The 19,730-nt window shown below is 62.8% G+C and carries 15 protein-coding genes; 7 read left to right on the forward strand and 8 right to left on the reverse strand.

Going from position 1 to position 19,730, the window contains the following annotated elements; genetic code table 11:
• Positions 1 to 3: 3 nt before the first annotated feature.
• Positions 4 to 624 (reverse strand): LysE family translocator, encoded by a 621-nt coding sequence (locus PSEEN_RS14990; RefSeq protein ID WP_011534388.1) that lies wholly within the window; start codon positions 622 to 624, stop codon positions 4 to 6.
• A 225-nt stretch (positions 625 to 849) separates the two neighbouring features.
• Complete coding sequence (locus tag PSEEN_RS14995; RefSeq protein ID WP_044488823.1) at positions 850 to 1,767, reverse strand: LysR family transcriptional regulator; 918 nt, start codon at positions 1,765 to 1,767, stop codon at positions 850 to 852.
• Positions 1,768 to 1,854: 87 nt separating this feature from the next.
• Between PSEEN_RS14995 and PSEEN_RS15000 the strand changes: the two genes are divergently transcribed.
• A complete protein-coding gene (locus PSEEN_RS15000; protein ID WP_011534390.1) occupies positions 1,855 to 2,634 on the forward strand; it encodes an NAD(P)H-dependent oxidoreductase in 780 nt (259 codons plus the stop codon).
• Between the two features lie 35 nt (positions 2,635 to 2,669).
• Positions 2,670 to 3,290 (forward strand): TetR/AcrR family transcriptional regulator, encoded by a 621-nt coding sequence (locus PSEEN_RS15005; protein ID WP_011534391.1) that lies wholly within the window; start codon positions 2,670 to 2,672, stop codon positions 3,288 to 3,290.
• Positions 3,291 to 3,299: 9 nt separating this feature from the next.
• Here PSEEN_RS15005 and PSEEN_RS15010 read toward each other — a convergent pair whose 3' ends face one another.
• Positions 3,300 to 4,202 carry a LysR family transcriptional regulator gene (locus tag PSEEN_RS15010; protein WP_011534392.1) on the reverse strand — a complete coding sequence of 301 codons (903 nt, stop codon included), beginning with the start codon at positions 4,200 to 4,202 and terminating at the stop codon, positions 3,300 to 3,302.
• Positions 4,203 to 4,293: 91 nt separating this feature from the next.
• On the opposite strand from PSEEN_RS15010, the gene PSEEN_RS15015 reads away from it, so the two are divergent.
• Together PSEEN_RS15015 and PSEEN_RS15020 are read left to right on the forward strand one after the other, a co-directional pair.
• Positions 4,294 to 5,640 (forward strand): MFS transporter, encoded by a 1,347-nt coding sequence (locus PSEEN_RS15015; RefSeq protein WP_011534393.1) that lies wholly within the window; start codon positions 4,294 to 4,296, stop codon positions 5,638 to 5,640.
• On the forward strand, positions 5,630 to 6,034 hold the full coding sequence (locus PSEEN_RS15020) for a DUF4440 domain-containing protein (protein ID WP_011534394.1): 405 nt from the start codon (positions 5,630 to 5,632) through the stop codon (positions 6,032 to 6,034). Before PSEEN_RS15015 ends, PSEEN_RS15020 begins: the two co-directional genes overlap by 11 nt.
• Positions 6,035 to 6,152: 118 nt before the next feature.
• On the opposite strand, the gene PSEEN_RS15025 is transcribed toward PSEEN_RS15020, so the two are convergent.
• The 4 genes from PSEEN_RS15025 to hydA form a co-directional block, all read right to left on the reverse strand.
• Positions 6,153 to 6,431 (reverse strand): acyl-CoA-binding protein, encoded by a 279-nt coding sequence (locus tag PSEEN_RS15025; RefSeq protein WP_011534395.1) that lies wholly within the window; start codon positions 6,429 to 6,431, stop codon positions 6,153 to 6,155.
• Positions 6,432 to 6,585: 154 nt separating this feature from the next.
• A complete protein-coding gene (preA, locus tag PSEEN_RS15030) occupies positions 6,586 to 7,860 on the reverse strand; it encodes an NAD-dependent dihydropyrimidine dehydrogenase subunit PreA (protein ID WP_011534396.1) in 1,275 nt (424 codons plus the stop codon).
• Positions 7,861 to 9,228 (reverse strand): NAD(P)-dependent oxidoreductase, encoded by a 1,368-nt coding sequence (locus tag PSEEN_RS15035; protein ID WP_011534397.1) that lies wholly within the window; start codon positions 9,226 to 9,228, stop codon positions 7,861 to 7,863. It abuts the gene before it with no gap.
• A gap of 208 nt (positions 9,229 to 9,436) precedes the next feature.
• Complete coding sequence (gene hydA / locus PSEEN_RS15040; protein ID WP_011534398.1) at positions 9,437 to 10,876, reverse strand: dihydropyrimidinase; 1,440 nt, start codon at positions 10,874 to 10,876, stop codon at positions 9,437 to 9,439.
• A gap of 604 nt (positions 10,877 to 11,480) precedes the next feature.
• Here hydA and PSEEN_RS15045 point away from each other — a divergent pair.
• Both PSEEN_RS15045 and PSEEN_RS15050 read left to right on the forward strand, forming a co-directional pair.
• On the forward strand, positions 11,481 to 12,974 hold the full coding sequence (locus tag PSEEN_RS15045; RefSeq protein ID WP_011534399.1) for an NCS1 family nucleobase:cation symporter-1: 1,494 nt from the start codon (positions 11,481 to 11,483) through the stop codon (positions 12,972 to 12,974).
• A 126-nt stretch (positions 12,975 to 13,100) separates the two neighbouring features.
• On the forward strand, positions 13,101 to 14,387 hold the full coding sequence (locus PSEEN_RS15050; protein WP_011534400.1) for a Zn-dependent hydrolase: 1,287 nt from the start codon (positions 13,101 to 13,103) through the stop codon (positions 14,385 to 14,387).
• A gap of 117 nt (positions 14,388 to 14,504) precedes the next feature.
• Here PSEEN_RS15050 and PSEEN_RS15055 read toward each other — a convergent pair whose 3' ends face one another.
• A complete protein-coding gene (locus tag PSEEN_RS15055; protein WP_011534401.1) occupies positions 14,505 to 14,735 on the reverse strand; it encodes a hypothetical protein in 231 nt (76 codons plus the stop codon).
• A 635-nt stretch (positions 14,736 to 15,370) separates the two neighbouring features.
• Here PSEEN_RS15055 and PSEEN_RS15060 point away from each other — a divergent pair.
• Positions 15,371 to 19,723, forward strand: coding sequence for an NACHT domain-containing protein (locus PSEEN_RS15060; protein WP_011534402.1), 4,353 nt, complete (start codon positions 15,371 to 15,373; stop codon positions 19,721 to 19,723).
• Positions 19,724 to 19,730 lie beyond the last annotated feature (7 nt).

Consider the following 19,730-nt stretch of genomic DNA (forward strand, 5'->3'; position numbering starts at 1 on the left):
GACCTACCGCCGACTAAAGGCCAGGCGCACCGCAAACAACACGAACACCCCCCCAGTCACCCGATCCATCCACTTCACCACCCGCCCTTGGCGCAGCACTGCGGCCAAGGGCTGGGTCGCGGCGATCAGCGCCACCGCCCAGAGCAACCCGAGCAGCACATGGATGCCGACCAGGCCAAAGGTCCACGGCACCAGCGCCTGCCCCTGGGGGATGAACTGCGGCAGGAACGACACATAGAAGATCCCCACCTTGGGGTTGAGCAGGTTGCCCAGCAAACCTTTGACGAACCAGTTGGCGCCCGGCTTGCCCTGGGCATCGGCGCTGGTCACCGACTGGCGTGGGCGCAACAGCATGTTCAGGCCCAGGTACGCCAGGTAGGCGGCGCCGCAGTACTTGAGTACGTCATAAGCCAGCGTTGACACCGCGATCAGCGCCCCCAGCCCGAACGCCACCGCCGCGCCCCACAGCAGGCAGCCGGCATTGATGCCCAGCGCCGCGCGCATGGCCTGTTGGCGGCTCTCCACGGCGGCGGTGCGCAGGATCAGCGCGGTGTCCAGGCCGGGGGTGATGGTGAGCAGGGTCGCGGCCAGGGTGAAGGCAATCAGGTTGTCGGCGAAGGGCATGGCGGGGTGGTCTCGGTGGGGAATGGTGAACGTTAGCAGGTTCGCCGGGGGAGTTGCAGCGTCTATCAGATCGAGCGCCGCACGCGAGGCACATCGCGGATGAATCCGCTCCTACAGGTTTGTTTCGGGCCAGTCATGCCTGGATGTGTTGGTAAGACGCGATTGATTTGTAGGAGCGGATTCATCCGCGATGCGCCGCGGGAGCGGCGCTCGATCTCAAAGGCGCTATAACTTCCCAGCGAACACCAGGCCACACCGCCCAATCAACTCACGCAACCAACGATGCCCCGGATCACGATGCACCCGCTCCGGCCACAGCATCAGCATCTCGAACCCCGCCACCGCCAGCGGCGCCTCGACCACCTTGAGCCGGGCGTCACCGGCCACCAGCCGCTCGGGCACCATCGCCACCAGGTCGCTGCCAGCCAGTACCGAAGCCAGCAACATGAAATGCGGCACCGACAACACCACCTTGCGCGCCAGCCCCTGGTCAGCCAGCGCCGCATCGGTCGGCCCGGCGAAGCCACCGCCATCGGGCGAGACGATTACGTGTTCCAGCGCGCAGAACTGCGCCAGGCTCGGCCGCCGCTTCAAGCGCGGATGGTCGACACGCCCGGCCAGCACATAACGCTCATGGAACAGCGAACGCTGACGCAACCCGGCCGGCGCCTGCTCGGCGATATGAAAGGCCAGGTCGATCTCGCCCTGTTCGGCCTGGCGCAACAAGGTGCCGGGCACCAGGTCGAGCACCGCCAAGCGTGTGCCCGGCGCCTCGCTGCGTAAAGTGGCCAATGCCGGTTGCAACAGCGTCGAGGCACTGTAGTCGGTGGCAGCCACGCGCCAGGTCTGGCGGGCCTGGGCCGGGTCGAACGGCGTGGCTGGCGCAATGGCCTGGTGCAGCGCCTCCAGCGCCTGGCGCAGCGGCGCGCGCAGGGCTTCGGCGCGGGCCGTGGGCCGCATGCCACGGGGGCCAGGCAGCAATAACGGGTCATCGAGCAATTCGCGCAGGCGCGCCAGCTGCACGCTCACCGTCGGCTGCGCCAGGTGCAGACGCTCGGCGGCGCGGGTCACATTGTGTTCGGTGAGCAAGGCGTCGAGGGTGACCAACAGGTTGAGATCAAGGCGCCGCAGATCATTGTGCATGGCAATACCTGGCATATCAGACATTCATTTCAACTATACCTCGGTGCAGCCCATGATGCGGCTATCCCCCTTCACCGGAGCCCCACCATGAATGTGCTGATCGTCCACGCCCACCCCGAACCCCGCTCCCTCAACGGCGCCCTCAAGGACCATGCCGTGCGTTATTTGCAAAGTCAGGGCCACAGCGTCCAGGTCTCCGACCTGCACGCCATGGGCTTCAAGGCCGTGCTCGACGCAGCCGACAACACCGCCATGCCAGCGGGCGAGGCGTTCCAGCCTTCGGAGCATTCGCGCCAGGCCTTCGCCAATGGCACACAGCGCGCCGACATCACCCTCGAACAGGAAAAACTGCGTTGGGCCGACGCGCTGATCCTGCAGTTCCCGCTGTGGTGGTTCGGCCTGCCGGCGATCCTCAAGGGCTGGGTCGAGCGGGTATACGCCTACGGTTTCGCCTATGGCGTGGGCGAGCACTCCGACCAGCACTGGGGCGACCGCTACGGCGAAGGCAGCTTCGCCGGCAAGCGCGCCATGCTGATGGTCACCACCGGCGGCTGGGCCTCGCACTATGCACCAAGAGGCATCAACGGCCCGCTGGACGACATCCTCTTCCCCATCCAGCACGGCATCCTGTTCTACCCCGGTTTCGAGGTGCTGCCGCCCTTCGTCATCCACCGCGCCGGCCGCGTCGATGCCACGGCCTTCGCCGCCGCGTGCACGGCATTGGAGCAGCGCCTGGACGGCTTGTGGCACGACGCCCCGATCCCCTTCCGCCGGCAGAACGGCGGCGACTACCTGATCCCGGCGCTGACCCTGCGCGACGACCTCGCCCCCGGCGAGCAAGGGCTCGGTATCCACCTGCAAAGCTGATAGCCTTGGGCGGTCCCTGCCGCTTCGGACCGCCCATGGCCAACCACAAGATCGAGATCCGCCGCCGCAACATCGAGAAGATCCTGCTCGCCGCCGAGCAGGTGTTCGCCGACAAAGGCTACGGCGGCACGTCCATGGGCGATATCGCGGAGCTGGCACAACTGCCGCGCTCCAACCTGCACTACTACTTCAGCACCAAGGACGAGCTGTACCGCGCGGTGCTGCAAGACCTGCTGGACGTGTGGAAACAGGACGCGCTGTGCTTCGAGCGCTTCGACGACCCGCGCGTGGTGCTGACCAGCTACATCCGCGCCAAGATGGGCCACTCGCGCTCGCGGCCGCTGGGCTCGAAGATCTGGGCCGAGGAGATGCTGCACGGCGCGCCGCTGCTGGGAGCAAGCCTGGATGAGTCGCTGGTGCCCTGGGCCAAGCTCAAGGAATCGAAGATCCGTGCCTGGGTTGAAGACCAGCGCATCCTGCCGATCGAGCCTTCGGCGTTGCTCTACATGATCTGGGCCTCGACCCAGCACTATGCCGACTTCGGCTACCAGGTGACGTTGCTCAACGGCGGCGAAGCGCTGTCGGACGTGGCGTTCGAAAGCGCGGTGCAGACGGTGACCGGTGTCATCCTGCGCGGGATCGGGCTGGAGCCCTGAACCGCCCGCTCAGCGGCCCAGGTGCTCGCAGAGAAAATCGATGAACACCCGCGTGCGCTGCGGCACATGGCTGCCGTTCGGGTACACCACGCTGATCGGCTGCTTCGCCAGGCTGTAGTCGGGCAGCACCCGCTGCAAGCTGCCATTGGCCAGGTCCTGCTCGATCAACCAGGCCGGCAGCACGGCGACACCCAGGGAGGCCAGGGCCATTGCCCGGACGCCCTGCGCGGCGTTGGACTGGTAGGCCGCAACGCCCCCCACACTCACGTTTTCGCCGTCGGCCGCCAGCAGCGTCCAGCGCGTCGGGTTGTGCAGGTTGCTGTTGGCAATCCAGGGCACGCCCGCCAGGTCATCGGGTTTGCCGAGCGCGTGCCTGCCGAGAAAGTCCGGCGAGGCGACCAGCTCGATGGCGTAGTCACCCAGCGTGCGACTGCGCAGGTTCGAGTCCGGCAGCGTGCCGAGGCGCACCACCAGGTCGAGGCGTTCGGCGATCAGGTCGCTGAGGGAAGAGTCGGTTTCATAGCTGAGCGACAGCGCCGGGTAGCGCGCGGCGAATGCCGGCAGCAGCGGCAGGATGAAGCGCTCGCCATATTCGGCCGTGGTGCTGATGCGCAGGCGCCCCGCCACGCCGTTGTGCCGTTGCATAACATTGTCGAAGGCGCTTTCGACATCGCTGACGATCACCTTGAAGTCGTCGTAGAACGACTGACCGGCTTCGGTCAGGGCGATGGCGCGGGTGCTGCGCAGCAGCAGGGTCACCGCCAGCGCTTCTTCCAATGCCTTGATGTGCTGGCTGACCATGGCCTTGCTGATGCCCAGGGTGTCGGCGGCCTTGGTGAACGAGCCGGCATCGACCACGGCGAGGAAGGTCTGCACCCGGTTGAGCTGGGTGTGAAGGGCCGTGCGCGGCATTGTTCAGTTCCATCAAACAGAGTTTCAAGGGTAGCGACATCGACACGGAGCGTCCATGCCACCTAGGCTGCGCGCCGAACAAGGAGTGCCGATGACCTACCGATACCGCGTGGCGACAGTTTTCTTGATGGGCTTCTTCATCGATTGCATCAATATCTTCATGCCCGCCGTGGCCCTGCCACGGATCACCGCCGAATTCGCCATCGCCAGTGCCAACAGTGCCTGGGTGGGCAACGCCTATATCCTCGGGCTGACCCTGGTGATGCCGGTCAGCACCTGGCTGGCGAGCCGCTGGGGTGCGCGGCGCTTGTTGGCGCTGTCGATGCTGGCGTTCGCCGTGGCCGCCTGGGGCTGTGGCCAGGCCGATTCGTTCTCGGCCCTGGTCGCCTGGCGCTTTGCCCAAGGCCTGGCGGGCGGCCTGCTGATCCCGGTGGGCCAGGCGCTGACCTTCAACCTGTTCCAGGGCCCGCAGCGCGCCCGCGTTTCGACGCTGGTGATGGCGGTGGCGCTGATCGCTCCGGCGCTGTCGCCCACCTTGGGTGGGCTGATCGTCGATGGCGGCAACTGGCCCTGGGTGTTCCAGGCGAACATTCCCCTCGCGCTGCTGACGGCCGGGCTGGCCTGGTGGTGGATTCGCGAGGCGCCCGACACCGCGGTACCACGCCCCGACTTCAACGGGCTGCTGCTGGTCAGCGGCGCCCTCGCCTGCCTGCTGCTGGGCCTGTCGCTGTACGGTGCCGGTCATCCGGCCTGGGTGGCGCTGGCGTGCCTGGCAATGGGGTTGTCATGCGCGCTGCTGTACCAACGTCACTACCAGCGCTCGCGGCACGGCATCGTCGAACTGAAGCTGCTGGCCAATGCACGGTTGCAGGTGTCGATGCTGGTCTACCACGCGATCCCGGGCGTGTTCACCGGGGTGAACCTGCTGAACATCTTCTATTTGCAGGACGTGTTGAGCCTGAGTGCCCGGGCCACCGGGATGTTCATGATCGTCTACGCCGTTGGCGCCTTCGTCGCCATGCTGCTGGTCGGTCGGGCCTACAACCAGGTCGGGGCGCGGCGATTGTTGCTGCTTGGGATGCTCCTGCACAGCCTGGGTATCGCCCTGCTGGTGCTGGTCGACAGCAATGCCGACACCCCAACGCTGATCGCGGCCTATGGCCTGATGGGTATGGGTGGAGGCCTTGGCGCCAACGCCGCGCAGGCCACCGCGCTGCTGGATTTCACCGGCGAGCGGACCCACCAGGCGAGCGTGCTGTGGAACCTCAACCGGCAGATGGCGTTCAGCCTCGGCGCGGCGCTGTTGCTGATGATCTTCAACCTGCTGCCGCCTGCAGATGCCTATCACCTGACGTTCGCCCTGGCGGCGCTGCTCGGGCTGCTACCCCTCACACGCCTACGCACACTACCCCAGGAGAACATCCACGATGCTCGATAACACCCTTTTCCACGCAGCACACAGCATCCATCACGTTCATGTACTGATCCAGGAGGTCTTCACCCGCCCGGCTGCCGAGACCCAGGCAACGCTTGAAGCGTTGATGGCAGTGTTTGCCGATGACTTCAGCATGGTCGGCACGGCCGGCAACGTGTTTGATCGTCAGCAGGTGGAGCAGTTGTTCCACCGCGCGGCCGGAGCCCGCCCCGGGCTTGAGATCGTCGTCGGCGATGTGCGGGTGGTATGGCAAGCGGGGGAAAATGTGGCCGTGCGCTACAAGGAGACACATCGGTTGCCGGGTGGCGAACAGGCGCGTTGGTCGTTGGCGATTCTCGAGTGCAGTGATCGTGGGGTGATGTGGCGGTGCCTGCACGAAACAGCGACAGCCCAGTAATTCGACAACACGCCCCCGCCCGAGCCCACCGCACATCTGTAGGAGCCAGCCTTGCTGGCGAACACCGGCAAAGCCGGTGCCAGGACCAAACCCGGATCGCGCTACCTCGTCAAAAAGGTCAACCTCGAATCGTGTCAGCCAAACGCAGGTACAGATGCTTGGCCGCGTCCCTGGGCACCCCCTTCAACTCCCGCCACCCAGCGGCCCAGGATTCCACTTCGTGACGACTGCGATCCTTGATCACCTGACTGTCGACTTTTTCATCGCTGTAGTCGCCACAGGTTGCCTGCGAGCAGAGCATCCAGAGCAATATCCGCTTCTCGACCGGAGGGCCCGTGCGCAGCTGGCTCAGCCTGTTCTGGGTTTCCAGGAATCTTGCCTCCAGATCGTCGCGCATCATGACGCTCCTCGCTTGTCGCCGGTTGCCGACGGAGCGCGCCACCATCATCCCCTGGACTCACAAGACAGCGCTCCACGGCGCCAGACTGCTTGCATTGCCGTGGAGCGTCTACTGACAGAATTGCCAGGTACCCATCACCACCCCGCCGTACTCAACCCACCTCGCGATAGGGATTGCGCGGATCCTGGGTCCAGTTCAGGTACGGCTTGCCAGTGTCCTGCGCGACCATCTCGATGCAGCTTTCCACCGGGCAGGTGATCTGGCACAGGTTGCAGCCCACGCACTCCTCCTCGACCACGCTGTAGGAGTGGGTGCCGTCATCCTTGAGGGTACTGGCGATAGCCTGGTGCGAAGTGTCCTCGCAGGCGATGTGGCACCGCCCGCAACCGATGCACGCCGCCTGGTCGATCTGCGCCACCGACTTGTAGTTCATGTCCAGGTACTTCCAGTCGGTGGTATGGCCCACGGCCTGCCCCCGGAAGGCATCGAGGTTGGCGTGCCCGTGCTGGTCCATCCAGCGCGCCAGGCCGTCCTTCATATCGTCGACGATACGGAAGCCATGCAGCATCGCCGCCGTGCACACCTGCACCGCGCCACTGCCCAGGGCGATGAACTCCGCCGCGTCGCGCCAGGTGCCGATGCCGCCGATACCGCAGATAGGCAGGCCGCGGGTCTCGGGGTCGCGGGCGATCTCGGCGACCATGTTCAGGGCGATAGGCTTGACCGCCGAACCACAGTAGCCGCCATGGGTGCTCTGGTCACCGACGATAGGGTGGGCGACCATGCGGTCCAGGTCGACACTGGTGATCGAGTTGATGGTGTTGATCAGCGATACCGCGTCGGCCCCACCACGATGGGCGGCGCGTGCCGACTGGCGGATGTCGGTGATGTTGGGGGTGAGCTTGACGATCACCGGCAGCGAACAGTGGGTCTTGCACCAGCGGGTGACCATCTCCACGTACTCCGGCACCTGGCCGACCGCGGCGCCCATGCCGCGCTCGGGCATGCCGTGGGGGCAGCCGAAGTTGAGCTCGATGCCGTCGGCGCCGGTGGCCTCCACCAGCGGCAGGATGAATTTCCAGGATTCCTCCACGCACGGCACCATCAACGACACGATCAGCGCGCGGTCGGGCCAGTCCTTCTTCACCTGGGTGATCTCGCGCAGGTTGATCTCCAGCGAACGGTCGGTGATCAGCTCGATGTTGTTGATGCCCTGCACCTGGCGGTTGGCGCCGAAGTGCGCCGAGTAGCGCGACGACACGTTGACCGCCGCCGGGTCCTCGCCCAGGGTCTTCCACACCACCCCGCCCCACCCGGCCTCGAAGGCGCGGACCACGTTGTAGGCCTTGTCGGTGGGCGGCGCGGAGGCCAGCCAGAACGGGTTGGGCGCCTTGATGCCGGCAAACACGATGGACAGGTCGGCCATTTACGCAGCCTCCACGTTGAGCATGAGTTGGGCATGGATGGCTTCGGCGGCCAGCTTGCCATGTTGCACGGCCTGGACGGTAAGGTCCTGGCCCAGGGCGGTGCAGTCGCCACCGGCGTAGATGCCCGGCAGGCTGGTGCGCATGTGATCGTCGACGCGGATGCGTTCGCCGTCGCGGGCCAGTTGTGCGGCCAGCGGGTCGCCGAGGCTTGCGTCGTCAAAGCGTTGGCCGATGGCCTTGAAGATCGCGTCAGCGGCCAACTCGAAAGCCTCGTCCGTATCCGTCAGGCGGCCATCGACCAGTTGGGTGCGCACGAAACGCATGCCGCGCACGCGGCCCTGGTCATCGAGCAGCACGGCATCGGGGCGCGCCCAGGTGTGCAGGCGCACCTGGTTCTGCTTGGCAATTTCCTGCTCATGGCCGGTGGCGCCCATGTCGGCCTCGCCACGGCGGTACACCAGGTTGACGTCGCGGGCGCCCAGGCGGCTCATCTGCACGGCCATGTCGATGGCGGTGTTGCCGGCGCCGATCACCAGGCTGTGGTCGGCCAATGGCAGCTGGCTCAGGTCGTCGGCCTGGCGCAGTTCACGGATGTATTCGGTAGCGGCCAGCAGGCCGGGGGCCTCCTCGTCCGGCACCCCCAGTTGCCGCACAGCGTTCAGGCCTAGGCCGAGGAACACGGCGTCGTACTGGCTGTGCAGCTCGCCCAGCGCGAGGTTGTCGCCCAGGCGCTGGCCGTGGCGGATCTCGATGCCGCCGATGCCCAGCAGGAACTCGACTTCGCGCTGGGCGTAGTCGTCCACCAGCTTGTAGCGGGCGATGCCGTATTCGTTGAGGCCACCCGCCTTCTCCCGCGCCTCGAACACCACCACGTCATGGCCATGCATGGCCAGGCGGTGGGCGCAGGACAGCCCCGCAGGCCCGGCGCCGACCACGGCGATGCGCTTGCCGGTGGCGGGCGCGCGCTTGAAGGGGTGTTCGCTGAACTGGGCGTTGTCCAGGGCATAGCGTTGCAGTTGGCCGATCAGCACCGGCGCGCACTCCTGGGCATTGTTGCGCACGCAGGCCTGCTGGCAGAGGATTTCGGTCGGGCACACCCGGGCGCAACTGCCGCCGAGGATGTTGGCCGAGAGGATGCGCTCGGCGGCGCCTTGCAGGTTCTCATCGCTGATGCGGTGGATGAACGAGGGGATGTCGATGTCGCTGGGGCAAGCGTTGACGCAGGGCGCGTCGTAGCAGTACAGGCAACGCGCGCTTTCGAGGGCGGCCTGGCGGGCGGTGAGCGGGGGCGCGAGGTCGGTGAAGCGCTCGGCCAGCTGGTCGGCGCCGGCCCGGGGGCGCGGCAAATGGTTCAGGGCGTCGATCACGGTTGTAGCCTCTCGTTTTTTTATTGAACTCGATGCTGGTCAGGCATCGGTCCGTTCTGGGGATGGCAGTCAACAGGTGCATGTGTGTTGTTATCAGGGGGCGCTTTGCGCCCCTTTCGCGACACAAGGCCGCTCCCACAGCCACAGCGCCGATTCCTGTGGGAGCGGCCTTGCGTCGCGATGGGCTGCAAAGCAGCCCCAAAAGTCCTCAGCGCTGAACCGGCGTCGGCCTTGATTGCTCGGCGCGGCGCTCCAGCACCTCGTACACCGAGGGATACGCCGGCCGCTCCACATAGCGCCCCGCCCCAGGCTCCGCGCGCAGGTCGCCGTCGGCCCAGAGCACCTTGCCCTGGCTGATGGTGTGGCTGGGGATGCCGCGCACGGTGCGGCCTTCGAAGATATTGAAGTCGACCCGCTGGTGGTGGGTCTGGGCCGAGATGGTCCGCGTGCCCTGCGGGTCCCATAGCACCAGGTCGGCGTCGGCACCGACACGGATGGCGCCCTTGCGCGGGAACAGGTTGAAGATCTTCGCGGTGTTGGTGGAGGTCAGTGCGACGAATTCGTGCATAGACAACCGCCCGCTGTTCACCCCGGCGTCCCACAGCACCGCCATGCGGTCCTCGATGCCGGCGGTGCCGTTGGGGATGCGGCTGAAGTCATCGCGGCCCATGGCTTTCTGCTCGGCGCAGAAGCAGCAGTGGTCGGTGGCGGTGGTGTGCAGGTTGCCCGACTGCAAGCCGCGCCACAGCGCCTCCTGGTGCTCGCGCGGGCGGAACGGCGGGCTCATCACGTAGCCGGCGGCGGTGGCCCAGTCCGGGTCGCGATAGACATTGTCGTCGAGCAGCAGATGGCCGGGCAGCACCTCGCCATACACCGGCTGGCCCTTGGCCCGGGCGTAAGTGATCTCGTCGAGCGCTTCGCGGCTGGATACATGCACCAGGTACAGCGGCGTGCCCAGCGTCTCGGCGATGCGGATGGCGCGGCTGGCGGCCTCGCCTTCGACCTGCGAGGGGCGCGACAGCGGGTGCGCCTCGGGCCCGGTCAGCCCCTGGGCCAGCAGCTTGCGCTGCAGGTGGTAGACCAGCTCGCCGTTCTCGGCGTGCACGGTGGGCACCGCGCCCAGTTGCAGGCAACGCTCGAAACTGGCGACCAGGGTGTCGTCGGCGGCCATGATCGCGTTCTTGTAGGCCATGAAGTGCTTGAAGCTGTTCACCCCATGCTTGGCCACCAGCTCGCCCATCTCTTCGGCGACCTGCTCGCTCCACCAGGTGATGGCGACGTGGAAGCCGTAGTCGCTGGCGCTCTTCTGCGCCCAGCCGCGCCAGGTGTGGAAGGCGTCGAGCAGCGATTGCTGCGGGTTGGGGATGACGAAGTCGATGATCGAGGTGGTGCCCCCGGCCAGGCCCGCGGCGGTGCCGCTGAAAAAGTCCTCGCTGGCCACGGTGCCCATGAACGGCAGCTGCATATGGGTGTGCGGGTCGATGCCGCCGGGCATCAGGTACTGGCCGCTGCCGTCGAGGATCTCGCAGTCGGTGGGGGCTTCGAGGTTTTGCCCGATGGCGCGGATCAGGCCATCGGCACACAGGACATCGGCGGGGTAATGCTCTTCGTGGGTGACCACGGTGGCGCCACGGATCAACAGGGACATGCCGTTTTCCTCGCAGGCTGACCGGTCTTCTGGCCGGTTCTTGGAATTTTTTTGGGCCAGTGCCTGCGGGCTCGGATCAATCCTGTCAGGCCTGACAAGAATCGAGGCTAGTTGCTGATCGAATATTCATCAAGAAAAAATATATCCAAATTACCAAACTAATAACTTATTGATTTTTATATTTATTTAATTGGAATCACCAAAACGGAACACCCCTTCCCCATTTTGACGCACTTGACAGGAAGCCAAATTGGTCAAGATTTTTTATGCAAATTCAGCTGCTTGAAACCGGGTGGGAAGGCGCAGGCCGCGCCAGCGAATTTCCAGGCTGCACCGCGTTGAATCACGGTGCCTGTGGACCCACCAAGGCTCAGCCCGGCGAGCGATCGCCCAAAGCGCTGCTGAATGCTGTTGCAACTCAGTGAGTTACCTCCGGTCGGCGGCGGCCCGCCGGGAAGGCACTGGCCGACCCGGCACGTTTGTTGAAAACGCAGGCCACAACCGCCTGGCCGGGCCGCAGGTGCGGTAATGAATATGTGCGTGTACTCCGGCCATCGCCTTAGCCCGATGAGCGAACAACGACAAGAAGAACCTGGAGAGCCCCATGCAACAGAGCAGATCGCAAGTGGTCGAGCAGCACGGCCTGTTCGAGCTCGACGCCGGCAGCGACGTCCTCGACAGCCCCCGCTACAACCACGACATCGCCCCCACCAAGGTGCACCAGCGCACCTGGAACAAGTGGCACATCACCGCGCTGTGGGTGGGCATGTCCATCTGCGTGCCCACCTACACCCTGGGCGGCGTGCTCACCGCCTACTTCGGCCTGAGCGTGGGCGAGGCGCTGCTGGCGATCCTGCTGGCCAACCTGATCGTACTGATCCCGCTGACCCTCAACGCCTTCCCCGGCACCAAGTACGGCATCCCCTTCCCGGTGCTGCTGCGCTCATCGTTCGGCATTTTCGGCTCCAACGTGCCGTGCCTGATCCGCGCCGTGGTGGCTTGCGGCTGGTTCGGTATCCAGACGATGTTCGGCGGCCTGGCCATCCACCTGTTCCTCGGCTCGCTGTTCCCCGAGTGGAAGGCCCTGGGCGGCACCGGCGAGGTGATCGGCTTCATGCTGTTCTGGTCGCTGAACCTGTGGGTGGTGCTGCGCGGCGCGGAGTCGATCAAGTGGCTGGAGACGCTGTCGGCGCCGTTGCTGGTGGCGGTCGGGGTCGGCCTGCTGTTCTGGGCGCTGCCGCACATGTCGATGACCGAACTGCTGGCGCAACCACCGAAACGCCCCGAGGGGGCCAGCGTGGTCAGCTACTTCTGCGCCGGGCTCACGGCCATGGTCGGGTTCTGGGCGACGTTGTCGCTGAACATCCCCGACTTCAGCCGCTATGCGAAAAGCCAGAAGGACCAGATCCTCGGGCAGATCTTCGGCCTGCCGCTGACCATGTTCCTGTTCGCCGCGCTGGGGGTGATCATGACCGCCGCCTCGGCCTCGCTGGTGGGCCAGACGGTGTCCGACCCGGTGAGCCTGATCGGCCATATCCAGAGCCCGGGCTGGGTGGCCCTGGCCATGGCGCTGATCATCATCGCCACCCTGTCGACCAACACCGCGGCGAACATCGTCTCGCCCACCAACGACTTCCAGAACATCGCCCCACGCCTGATCGGCCGTAGCCGCGCGGTATGGCTGACCGGGTTCATCGGTTTGGCGCTGATGGGCCACGAGCTGCTCAAGAAGCTTGGCTGGATCGTCTCCGACCTGAGCCTGGAGAGTGTCTATTCCAACTGGCTGCTGGGCTACTCCAGCCTGCTAGGGCCGATCGCCGGGATCATGGTGGTGGACTACTTCCTGGTGCGTCGCCAGCAACTGGACTTGGCCGGGCTGTACCGCGACGACGTGTACCCGGCGTGGAACTGGGCCGGCTTCGCCGCCTTCGCCGTGCCGGTGGCGCTGACCGTGATGGCCATCGGCAACAGCAGCTTCAGCTGGTTCTACGACTACGGCTGGTTCACCGGGTCGCTGCTTGGTGGCGGGCTCTACTACGCCCTGGGCGGCCTGGCGTTGCGCGGTCCGGCGCGCCTGGACCAGAACCTGAGCCATTGACCTCACACGACGTCTGTAGGAGCGGCTTCAGCCGCGATTACCCGCGCAGCGGGTGCCGGATACCGCGGTGCCTGCATCGCGGCTGAAGCCGCTCCTACAGAACAACAAAGCCCTGAGGAGACACCCATGACCACCCTCGCCAAGGAAGTCCTGCAATCCACCGAACACCACATCGACAGCGCCCGCCTGTGGCAATCGCTGATGGACCTCGCACGCCTCGGCGCCACCCAGAAAGGCGGCGTCTGCCGCCTGGCCCTGACCGACCTCGACCGCCAGGCCCGCGACCTGTTCGTGCAATGGACCCAGGCCGCCGGCTGCACTGTCAGCATCGACGCCGTCGGCAATATCTTCGCCCGCCGCCCCGGGCGCAACGCCAAACTGCCCCCGGTGATGACCGGCAGCCATATCGACACCCAGCCCACCGGCGGCAAGTTCGATGGCTGCTTCGGGGTCATGGCGGGCCTGGAAGTGATCCGCACCCTCAACGACCTCGGCGTGGAAACCGAAGCACCACTGGAAGTGGTGGTGTGGACCAACGAGGAAGGTTCGCGCTTCGCCCCGTGCATGATGGGTTCGGGGGTGTTCGCCGGCAAATTCACCCTCGAAGAGACCCTGGCCAAGCGCGACGCCCAGGGCGTAAGCGTCGGCGAGGCACTGAACGCCATCGGCTACGCCGGCCCGCGCGCGGTGCTCGGCCACCCGGTGGGCGCCTACTTCGAGGCGCACATCGAGCAAGGCCCGATCCTCGAGGACCAGCGCAAGACCATCGGCGTGGTGCTCGGGGCCCTCGGCCAGAAGTGGTTCGACCTCACCCTGCGCGGCGTCGAGGCCCACGCCGGCCCCACCCCCATGCACCTGCGCAAGGACGCCCTGGTTGGCGCCGCCGCCGTGGTCGAGGCGGTCAACCGCACCGCCCTCGCCCACCAGCCCCATGCCTGCGGCACGGTCGGCTGCCTGCAGGCCTACCCGGGCTCGCGCAACGTGATCCCCGGCGAAGTGCGCATGACCCTGGATTTCCGTCACCTCGAAGGCGAGCAGTTGAATGCGATGATCAACGAGGTGCGCGCGGTGATCGACGCCACCTGCGCCAAGCACGGCCTGAGTTTCGAGCTGACCCCGACCGCCGACTTCCCGGCGCTGTACTTCGACCGTGGCTGCGTCGATGCCGTGCGCGACTCGGCGCGCAGCCTCGGTTTGCCGCACATGGACATCGTCAGCGGCGCCGGGCATGACGCGATCTTCCTCGCCGAGCTGGGACCGGCGGGGATGATCTTCGTGCCGTGTGAAGGTGGGATCAGCCACAACGAGATCGAGAACGCCACGCCGCAGGACCTGGCGGCGGGTTGCGCGGTGTTGCTGCGGGCGATGCTGGCGGCGTCGGAGGCCATTGCCAGCGGGCGGTTGGCGGCTTGAGGGCTGCTTCGCAGCCCTTTCGCGGCACAAGGCCGCTCCTACGGAAGTTCGCGATCCCCTGTAGGAACGGCCTTGTGCCGCGAAAGGGCCGCAAAGCGGCCCCAATGATGCGCAGTATCAGTCTCCAGGAACACGCCCGTCTTCCATCGCCTCCAGCTTGCCGAACTGCTCACTGGCCAACCGGCTGATGATCCGGATCGCCTGGTGAATCCCCGCCGTATTGCGGAAGCTCAGCTGCGGGTTGTGCTCGCATTCCAGCATCTCGTCATGCTGGACCAGCGCCTCGCCGAGCAATTCGAGGGTCCAGACGTAGCTCTGGATGGAAGACAGCCGTTCGTGGTCAGTCATGGGACACCTCCCGATTGGCGCGGGTGGCAAGGGAATGGCTATCGATCGGGTAGAAGGTTGGGGATGGGGTAGCCGCAGGGGTTGGGCGGCGGAGAGCGGATGCGAGGATCCTGCTCAGAATGCGCATAAGCATGCATGAGACTCCAAGTTTTGGATTGGAGCTACCACGATCCTTCCTACGGGATTGGGTGGCAGCTGTGCGTGGGGTAGGAATACCGGGAAACTTGGAACCCGGCCAGGCCGAAGCCTGCCCACACACAGCCGCCATGACATCGCAGCAAGCGCAAAAAAGGCGCCAGCCGTGGTGATGGGGCGCCTAGTGCGTGCGCCAAGTTTACCAGCAGGTTCCTACACCTGGCCGCAGGTTTTGCTGCGGCTTGGAGAATTTATCGTTAGGGCGGACTGGTTCGCAATGGTTACGTAAGAAGGAAATTTCCGAAAATTACGAGGGGATCTATTAGGAAAAATGATCTTTATATTAGGCAAAGGCACGCCTAAGCCTGCAGAGCCTCGTCCACACTACTTCCAAGACTCAAGGGTCGTTGATCGAGTCAATTGGCAGGGGATATGAGGTAGGATGGCAGAGCCGCCGCAGCCCACGCCGGGACTGCACCTGACCTGCTTTGAGGCTCGCTATGACTAGGCATTCGGACGCCTTCATTGATCTTGATCGAACCTTCTCCAAAATCCTCATTGAAGACGATGTTTCCGATGATGTCGACCTAAGCGGCAGACGTAGCACAAGCGGAGAGCTTCACTGGCCAGACTTGCTTAGCCATTCCAGAGTGGTACTGCTATCGGAGGCGGGGTCAGGAAAAACTGCTGAAATCCGAAATGTTACCCGTCAGTTACGGAGCGAAGGAAAAATCGCTTTCTTCCTACGAATCGAAAACGTCATTTCTGAATTGGAGGACTCGTTCGAGGAGGGGACATTCGAGGAGTTTGAAAGCTGGCTCACTTCGGACACCGAAGGGTGGCTGCTCTTAGACTCGGTGGACGAGGCCCGGCTGAGTGATCCGAGAGATTTTGAGAAGGCAATCCGAAAGCTTGGCAAGCTGATCACACCAATTGTAGCCAAGGCGAATATTTTGATCACAGGACGGAGCAACGCCTGGCGGGCAAGCACGGATTTAGCGATCTGCGAAAGGGCTTTTGAGTTTGACGCTAACGCTCGTCAAGCACTACCACCGACAGGGAGTGGTGTAGAAGGCACCGTGCAAACTACGGCAAGCGAAGCCAAGCGAGATGCATCGTTTTTCGTGGTGACGTTGGACGATATCCATGACGAGCAGATCGACTGCTTCCTCGGGGCAGCAGGCGTCCAAGACGTAAAAGCCTTCCGCGCTGCCGTAGAACGAAGGGAGGCGGAGTCTCTAACTACTCGCCCACTGGATCTCCTGGAGCTCGTCGACTTCTGGCATGAGCACCATCGCATAGGCACAAGGTTGGAGCTGATGAAGAGCAGCATCAATCGCCGGCTTGTGGAGCGCGATCAGAATCGTGCCGAATTCAGGCCAATTGCGCCGGAGAGATTGCGTGAGGGGGCACGCCTTCTTGCTGCCGCAACGACTCTGGGTCAAATGGCAGCAATCTGCGTTCCAGATGGTGACGCCAATAAAAAAGGAATTCTAATTCGCTCAGTACTGACGGGATGGAATGACGCAGACGCTGGAGCTTTGCTGAGTCGCCCCATTTTCGAGCCAGGCATCTATGGAACCGTTCGCTTTCACCATCGTACAGTCCGGGAATATCTAGCAGCAGAGTGGCTGCATGAGCTTATCCGTGGTGCTGCCTCGCGCGTCAAAATCGAGAATTTGTTCTTCCGTACTCAGTATGGCCTGCAGGTGATCAATCCCTCAATGCGTTCTGTGTTGCCATGGTTGGCTCTTTTGGATGAGCGAATTTGTACGCGGCTGGAAGAGCTCGCTCCCGAGGTCTTTTTTGAAGGAGGCGATCCTGGTCAGCTCCCGCTGAATACCCGTCGGAATATTCTACGCAAGGCTTGCGAGCAACTGGCTCAGCCAGCCCACAGTTTGACGATCACAGACTATTCGGCTGTCCAGCGATTTGCACACCACGACCTCACAGAGGACATCAATGAGCTATTGGTCCTTTATCGTTCCAATGACGACATCGTCTGGTTCTTGTTGAGAATGGTATGGCACGGAGAGGTGGTGGGTGCGCTTGCGGAGGTCAAACAGTTTGCCCTCAATGCCCAGCACAAATACACTCGTTTGGCCGCAATGAAGGCCATTCTCGACCTTGGAACACAGCAAGATATCGTGGATGTACGCCTGGCGCTTTTGGCAGGGGATTCCGAGGTTAATCGGGAGTGGTTAGCTCAGCTGGTTGATGGTCTTCAGCTCGACAGCGAGTGGCTGCCGTGGCTTCTGCAAGCGATTGAGAGAACTGCAAAAAAAGAGCGCTTCAGTGGTGGGGATACGCTGGCGGTGAAGCTGTCCTCATTGGCAGCTGATTGTCCTCTGGATAACCTCCCAGCCTTCATTCACGGTCTTAGTGTGCTCTTGGAAAAGCCTCCGCTCAAAGAGCAAGGCTTCAGCGCTATCTCTAAAAGATTCCGTTGGCTTGCCGAGGTCGCTGGCTTAGCGGCGCTCCGATTGCTTCAAGCGCGTGCTCCATATGCGCTTAACGAATCGGTGCTCGCGGTGCTGAGTAAGCTGGCCCAGGTACATTTCTACGATGAGCGAGATACTCGAGAGCTTGGAGAAAAGCTACGAGAGATTGTCCCCACTTGGCCTGAACTCGATTACAAACTGTTCTGGTATGACGTTGCGGTAGCCCGTCAAGGGCGGGTGCATCGTGAACCCATTACTCAAGTCTGGCAGTTGCTGGGGTTCCAACCATTCTGGTCGTTGAACAGAGAAAACTTCAGCATAGCCTGCAGCGAAATCGTGAGCCTCACGGATATGCAAGACCGCCTCATGGCGCTCAGCATGGCGTTCAACATCTACACACAGAATGACAAACCATCGTCATGGGTAATCCGGCTCAGGCAGGCAACTGAGTGCAACCCTGAGCTTCGCACGCACCTCGAAGCTCTCTTGAATCCACCCGCGCGCGAAGTGCAAGAGTGGGAGATCAAAAAAGCTGAATGGGAAGAAAAGGCTGTTCAGCGCAAAGCTGAAGAGGCAGAGCGCCGTCGCTCTTGGCAAGAAGGTCTCGCTGCTGAAGTAGCCCTGATTAACAACCCTGAGGCCGGTGTGATGACCCGCAGCCAGGCTTACCTGCTGGAACAAATGCGTGATAGCTCCTCGTCTTCGAATACATGGAGCAGCAGCAATTGGTCTTCGCTCATCACAGAATTCGGTTTATCTGTTGCTCAAGCGTTCCGCGACGGCGCAATTAGCTTCTGGCGCGGCTATCGCCCAACATTGCCTTCAGAGGGCGCTGCACCCAACTCGACTCCTTATCAGGTGATTTTTGGTCTGACAGGTCTTGCCATTGAGGCCAAAGAAGAACCAACTCTGTTTGCGCAGATGTCCGCTGAAGATGCTCGAAATGCAGCTCGCTATGGGTTGCTTGAGCTGAATGGCTTCCCTGAGTGGCTTCCCAGGCTGTTCGCACTTCACCCGAAATTTGTCCAAGAAGTCGTGATTCACGAAATCCTATATGAACTAGACGCCCCTCATTCGGAGTCTGGCGGAAATCGCGTGCTGCAAAGGTTTCGCTGGGGTGGAGACTGGATGTATGAGGAACTTGCTGCTCCGCTACTCGCTCGGTTGGAGCAACCCGTTAGTCGCCTTGAATCTCTTCAACTCGCGCTCACCATTGTTCAAGAGTCATCGGTCGATGATGACCTACTCGGCGCGCTTGCTAGCAGGCGTGCCTTGGAAAAGGACAATGAGGAGATCGCGCCGACCTGGTATGCAGTTTGGGTTGGTGCACAACCCAGTGTTGCCATACCAGCATTGGCAGCACATATAGACTCACTGGCATCTGATGAAGAGAAGGCGAAATTCGCAATGCTCTCCCTCATTGCTCTTGTAGGGAGCCGCACGGCCAGTCGTTGTAGGCAAAACTACAAAACTGTTGAGGATGCCAAGACGCTGTATCTGCTGATACACAGATACGTTCGCATCGCAGACGACATTGATCGTACAGGTGGAGGAGTATATTCACCTGGTCTTCGTGATGATGCCCAGTATGCTCGTGAAGGGCTTCTCGCCATCATTCGAGAGACACCTGGTAAAGCATCATTCCTAGCCCTTCAACAAATTGCAGAGTCTCACCCCGCTGAGAGCCTCCGACCGTGGAGCGCGTTCTATGCGAAGCAGAAAGCCACTGCTGACTCGCAAACACCACCCTGGAAGCCTGAAAAGGTCATCGAATTCCATAAAAATCTGGAAAGCACACCCTCTACACACCGTGAGCTGTGGAACCTAGCGGTTGATCGGCTTCTGGACTTGAAGCACGACCTAGAGGACGGCGACTCGAGCTATGCTGAGATACTCCTGAAGGCGAACCAAGAGACCTCGATCCGTAAATTCATCGGAAACTGGCTGAGAGACCATGCGGCAGGGCGTTACGTCGTTCCTCAGGAGGAGCAGCTAGCCGATGACAAGCGTCCTGATTACAGGATCCAGACCAGCGACTTATACGAGCCGGTACCTGTCGAACTGAAGCTTTCGCAAAACTGGAGTGGCCCTGAGCATTTCGAACGGCTCGAGAACCAGCTATGTGGTGATTACCTTCGAGACATCAATTCGAGCTGCGGCATTTTTTTACTGGTCAACCATGGCGGTCAAATCACTTGGGAGTCGCCGAAAAATGGCCAGGTAAAATTCAATGATCTGGTCGTCGCCTTGCAGGAATACTGGTTGTCTATCTCTCCAAAGTTTCCTAACGTTGAGGACATTGAGATAATCGGCATCGACCTTACTAAGCGAGGAGGACAGGTTGCCATTAAAGCTATTGAAGCTAATCAAACGTTGACCAACTGCCCAGATGAGAAGTTAAACCGTGGCTGATCTGATG

Origin of the sequence: Pseudomonas entomophila L48, assembly GCF_000026105.1 — a bacterium.
GTDB lineage: Bacteria > Pseudomonadota > Gammaproteobacteria > Pseudomonadales > Pseudomonadaceae > Aquipseudomonas > Aquipseudomonas entomophila.

What these genes read in the sequence shown, in the direction of transcription:
- PSEEN_RS14990 (WP_011534388.1), bottom strand. Translation starts at nt 624, where the DNA reads ATGCCCTTCGCCGACAACCTGATTGCCTTCACCCTGGCCGCGACCCTG.
- PSEEN_RS14995 (WP_044488823.1), bottom strand. Translation starts at nt 1,767, where the DNA reads ATGCACAATGATCTGCGGCGCCTTGATCTCAACCTGTTGGTCACCCTC.
- PSEEN_RS15000 (WP_011534390.1), top strand. Translation starts at nt 1,855, where the DNA reads ATGAATGTGCTGATCGTCCACGCCCACCCCGAACCCCGCTCCCTCAAC.
- PSEEN_RS15005 (WP_011534391.1), top strand. Translation starts at nt 2,670, where the DNA reads ATGGCCAACCACAAGATCGAGATCCGCCGCCGCAACATCGAGAAGATC.
- PSEEN_RS15010 (WP_011534392.1), bottom strand. Translation starts at nt 4,202, where the DNA reads ATGCCGCGCACGGCCCTTCACACCCAGCTCAACCGGGTGCAGACCTTC.
- PSEEN_RS15015 (WP_011534393.1), top strand. Translation starts at nt 4,294, where the DNA reads ATGACCTACCGATACCGCGTGGCGACAGTTTTCTTGATGGGCTTCTTC.
- PSEEN_RS15020 (WP_011534394.1), top strand. Translation starts at nt 5,630, where the DNA reads ATGCTCGATAACACCCTTTTCCACGCAGCACACAGCATCCATCACGTT.
- PSEEN_RS15025 (WP_011534395.1), bottom strand. Translation starts at nt 6,431, where the DNA reads ATGCGCGACGATCTGGAGGCAAGATTCCTGGAAACCCAGAACAGGCTG.
- preA (WP_011534396.1), bottom strand. Translation starts at nt 7,860, where the DNA reads ATGGCCGACCTGTCCATCGTGTTTGCCGGCATCAAGGCGCCCAACCCG.
- hydA (WP_011534398.1), bottom strand. Translation starts at nt 10,876, where the DNA reads ATGTCCCTGTTGATCCGTGGCGCCACCGTGGTCACCCACGAAGAGCAT.
- PSEEN_RS15045 (WP_011534399.1), top strand. Translation starts at nt 11,481, where the DNA reads ATGCAACAGAGCAGATCGCAAGTGGTCGAGCAGCACGGCCTGTTCGAG.
- PSEEN_RS15050 (WP_011534400.1), top strand. Translation starts at nt 13,101, where the DNA reads ATGACCACCCTCGCCAAGGAAGTCCTGCAATCCACCGAACACCACATC.
- PSEEN_RS15055 (WP_011534401.1), bottom strand. Translation starts at nt 14,735, where the DNA reads ATGACTGACCACGAACGGCTGTCTTCCATCCAGAGCTACGTCTGGACC.
- PSEEN_RS15060 (WP_011534402.1), top strand. Translation starts at nt 15,371, where the DNA reads ATGACTAGGCATTCGGACGCCTTCATTGATCTTGATCGAACCTTCTCC.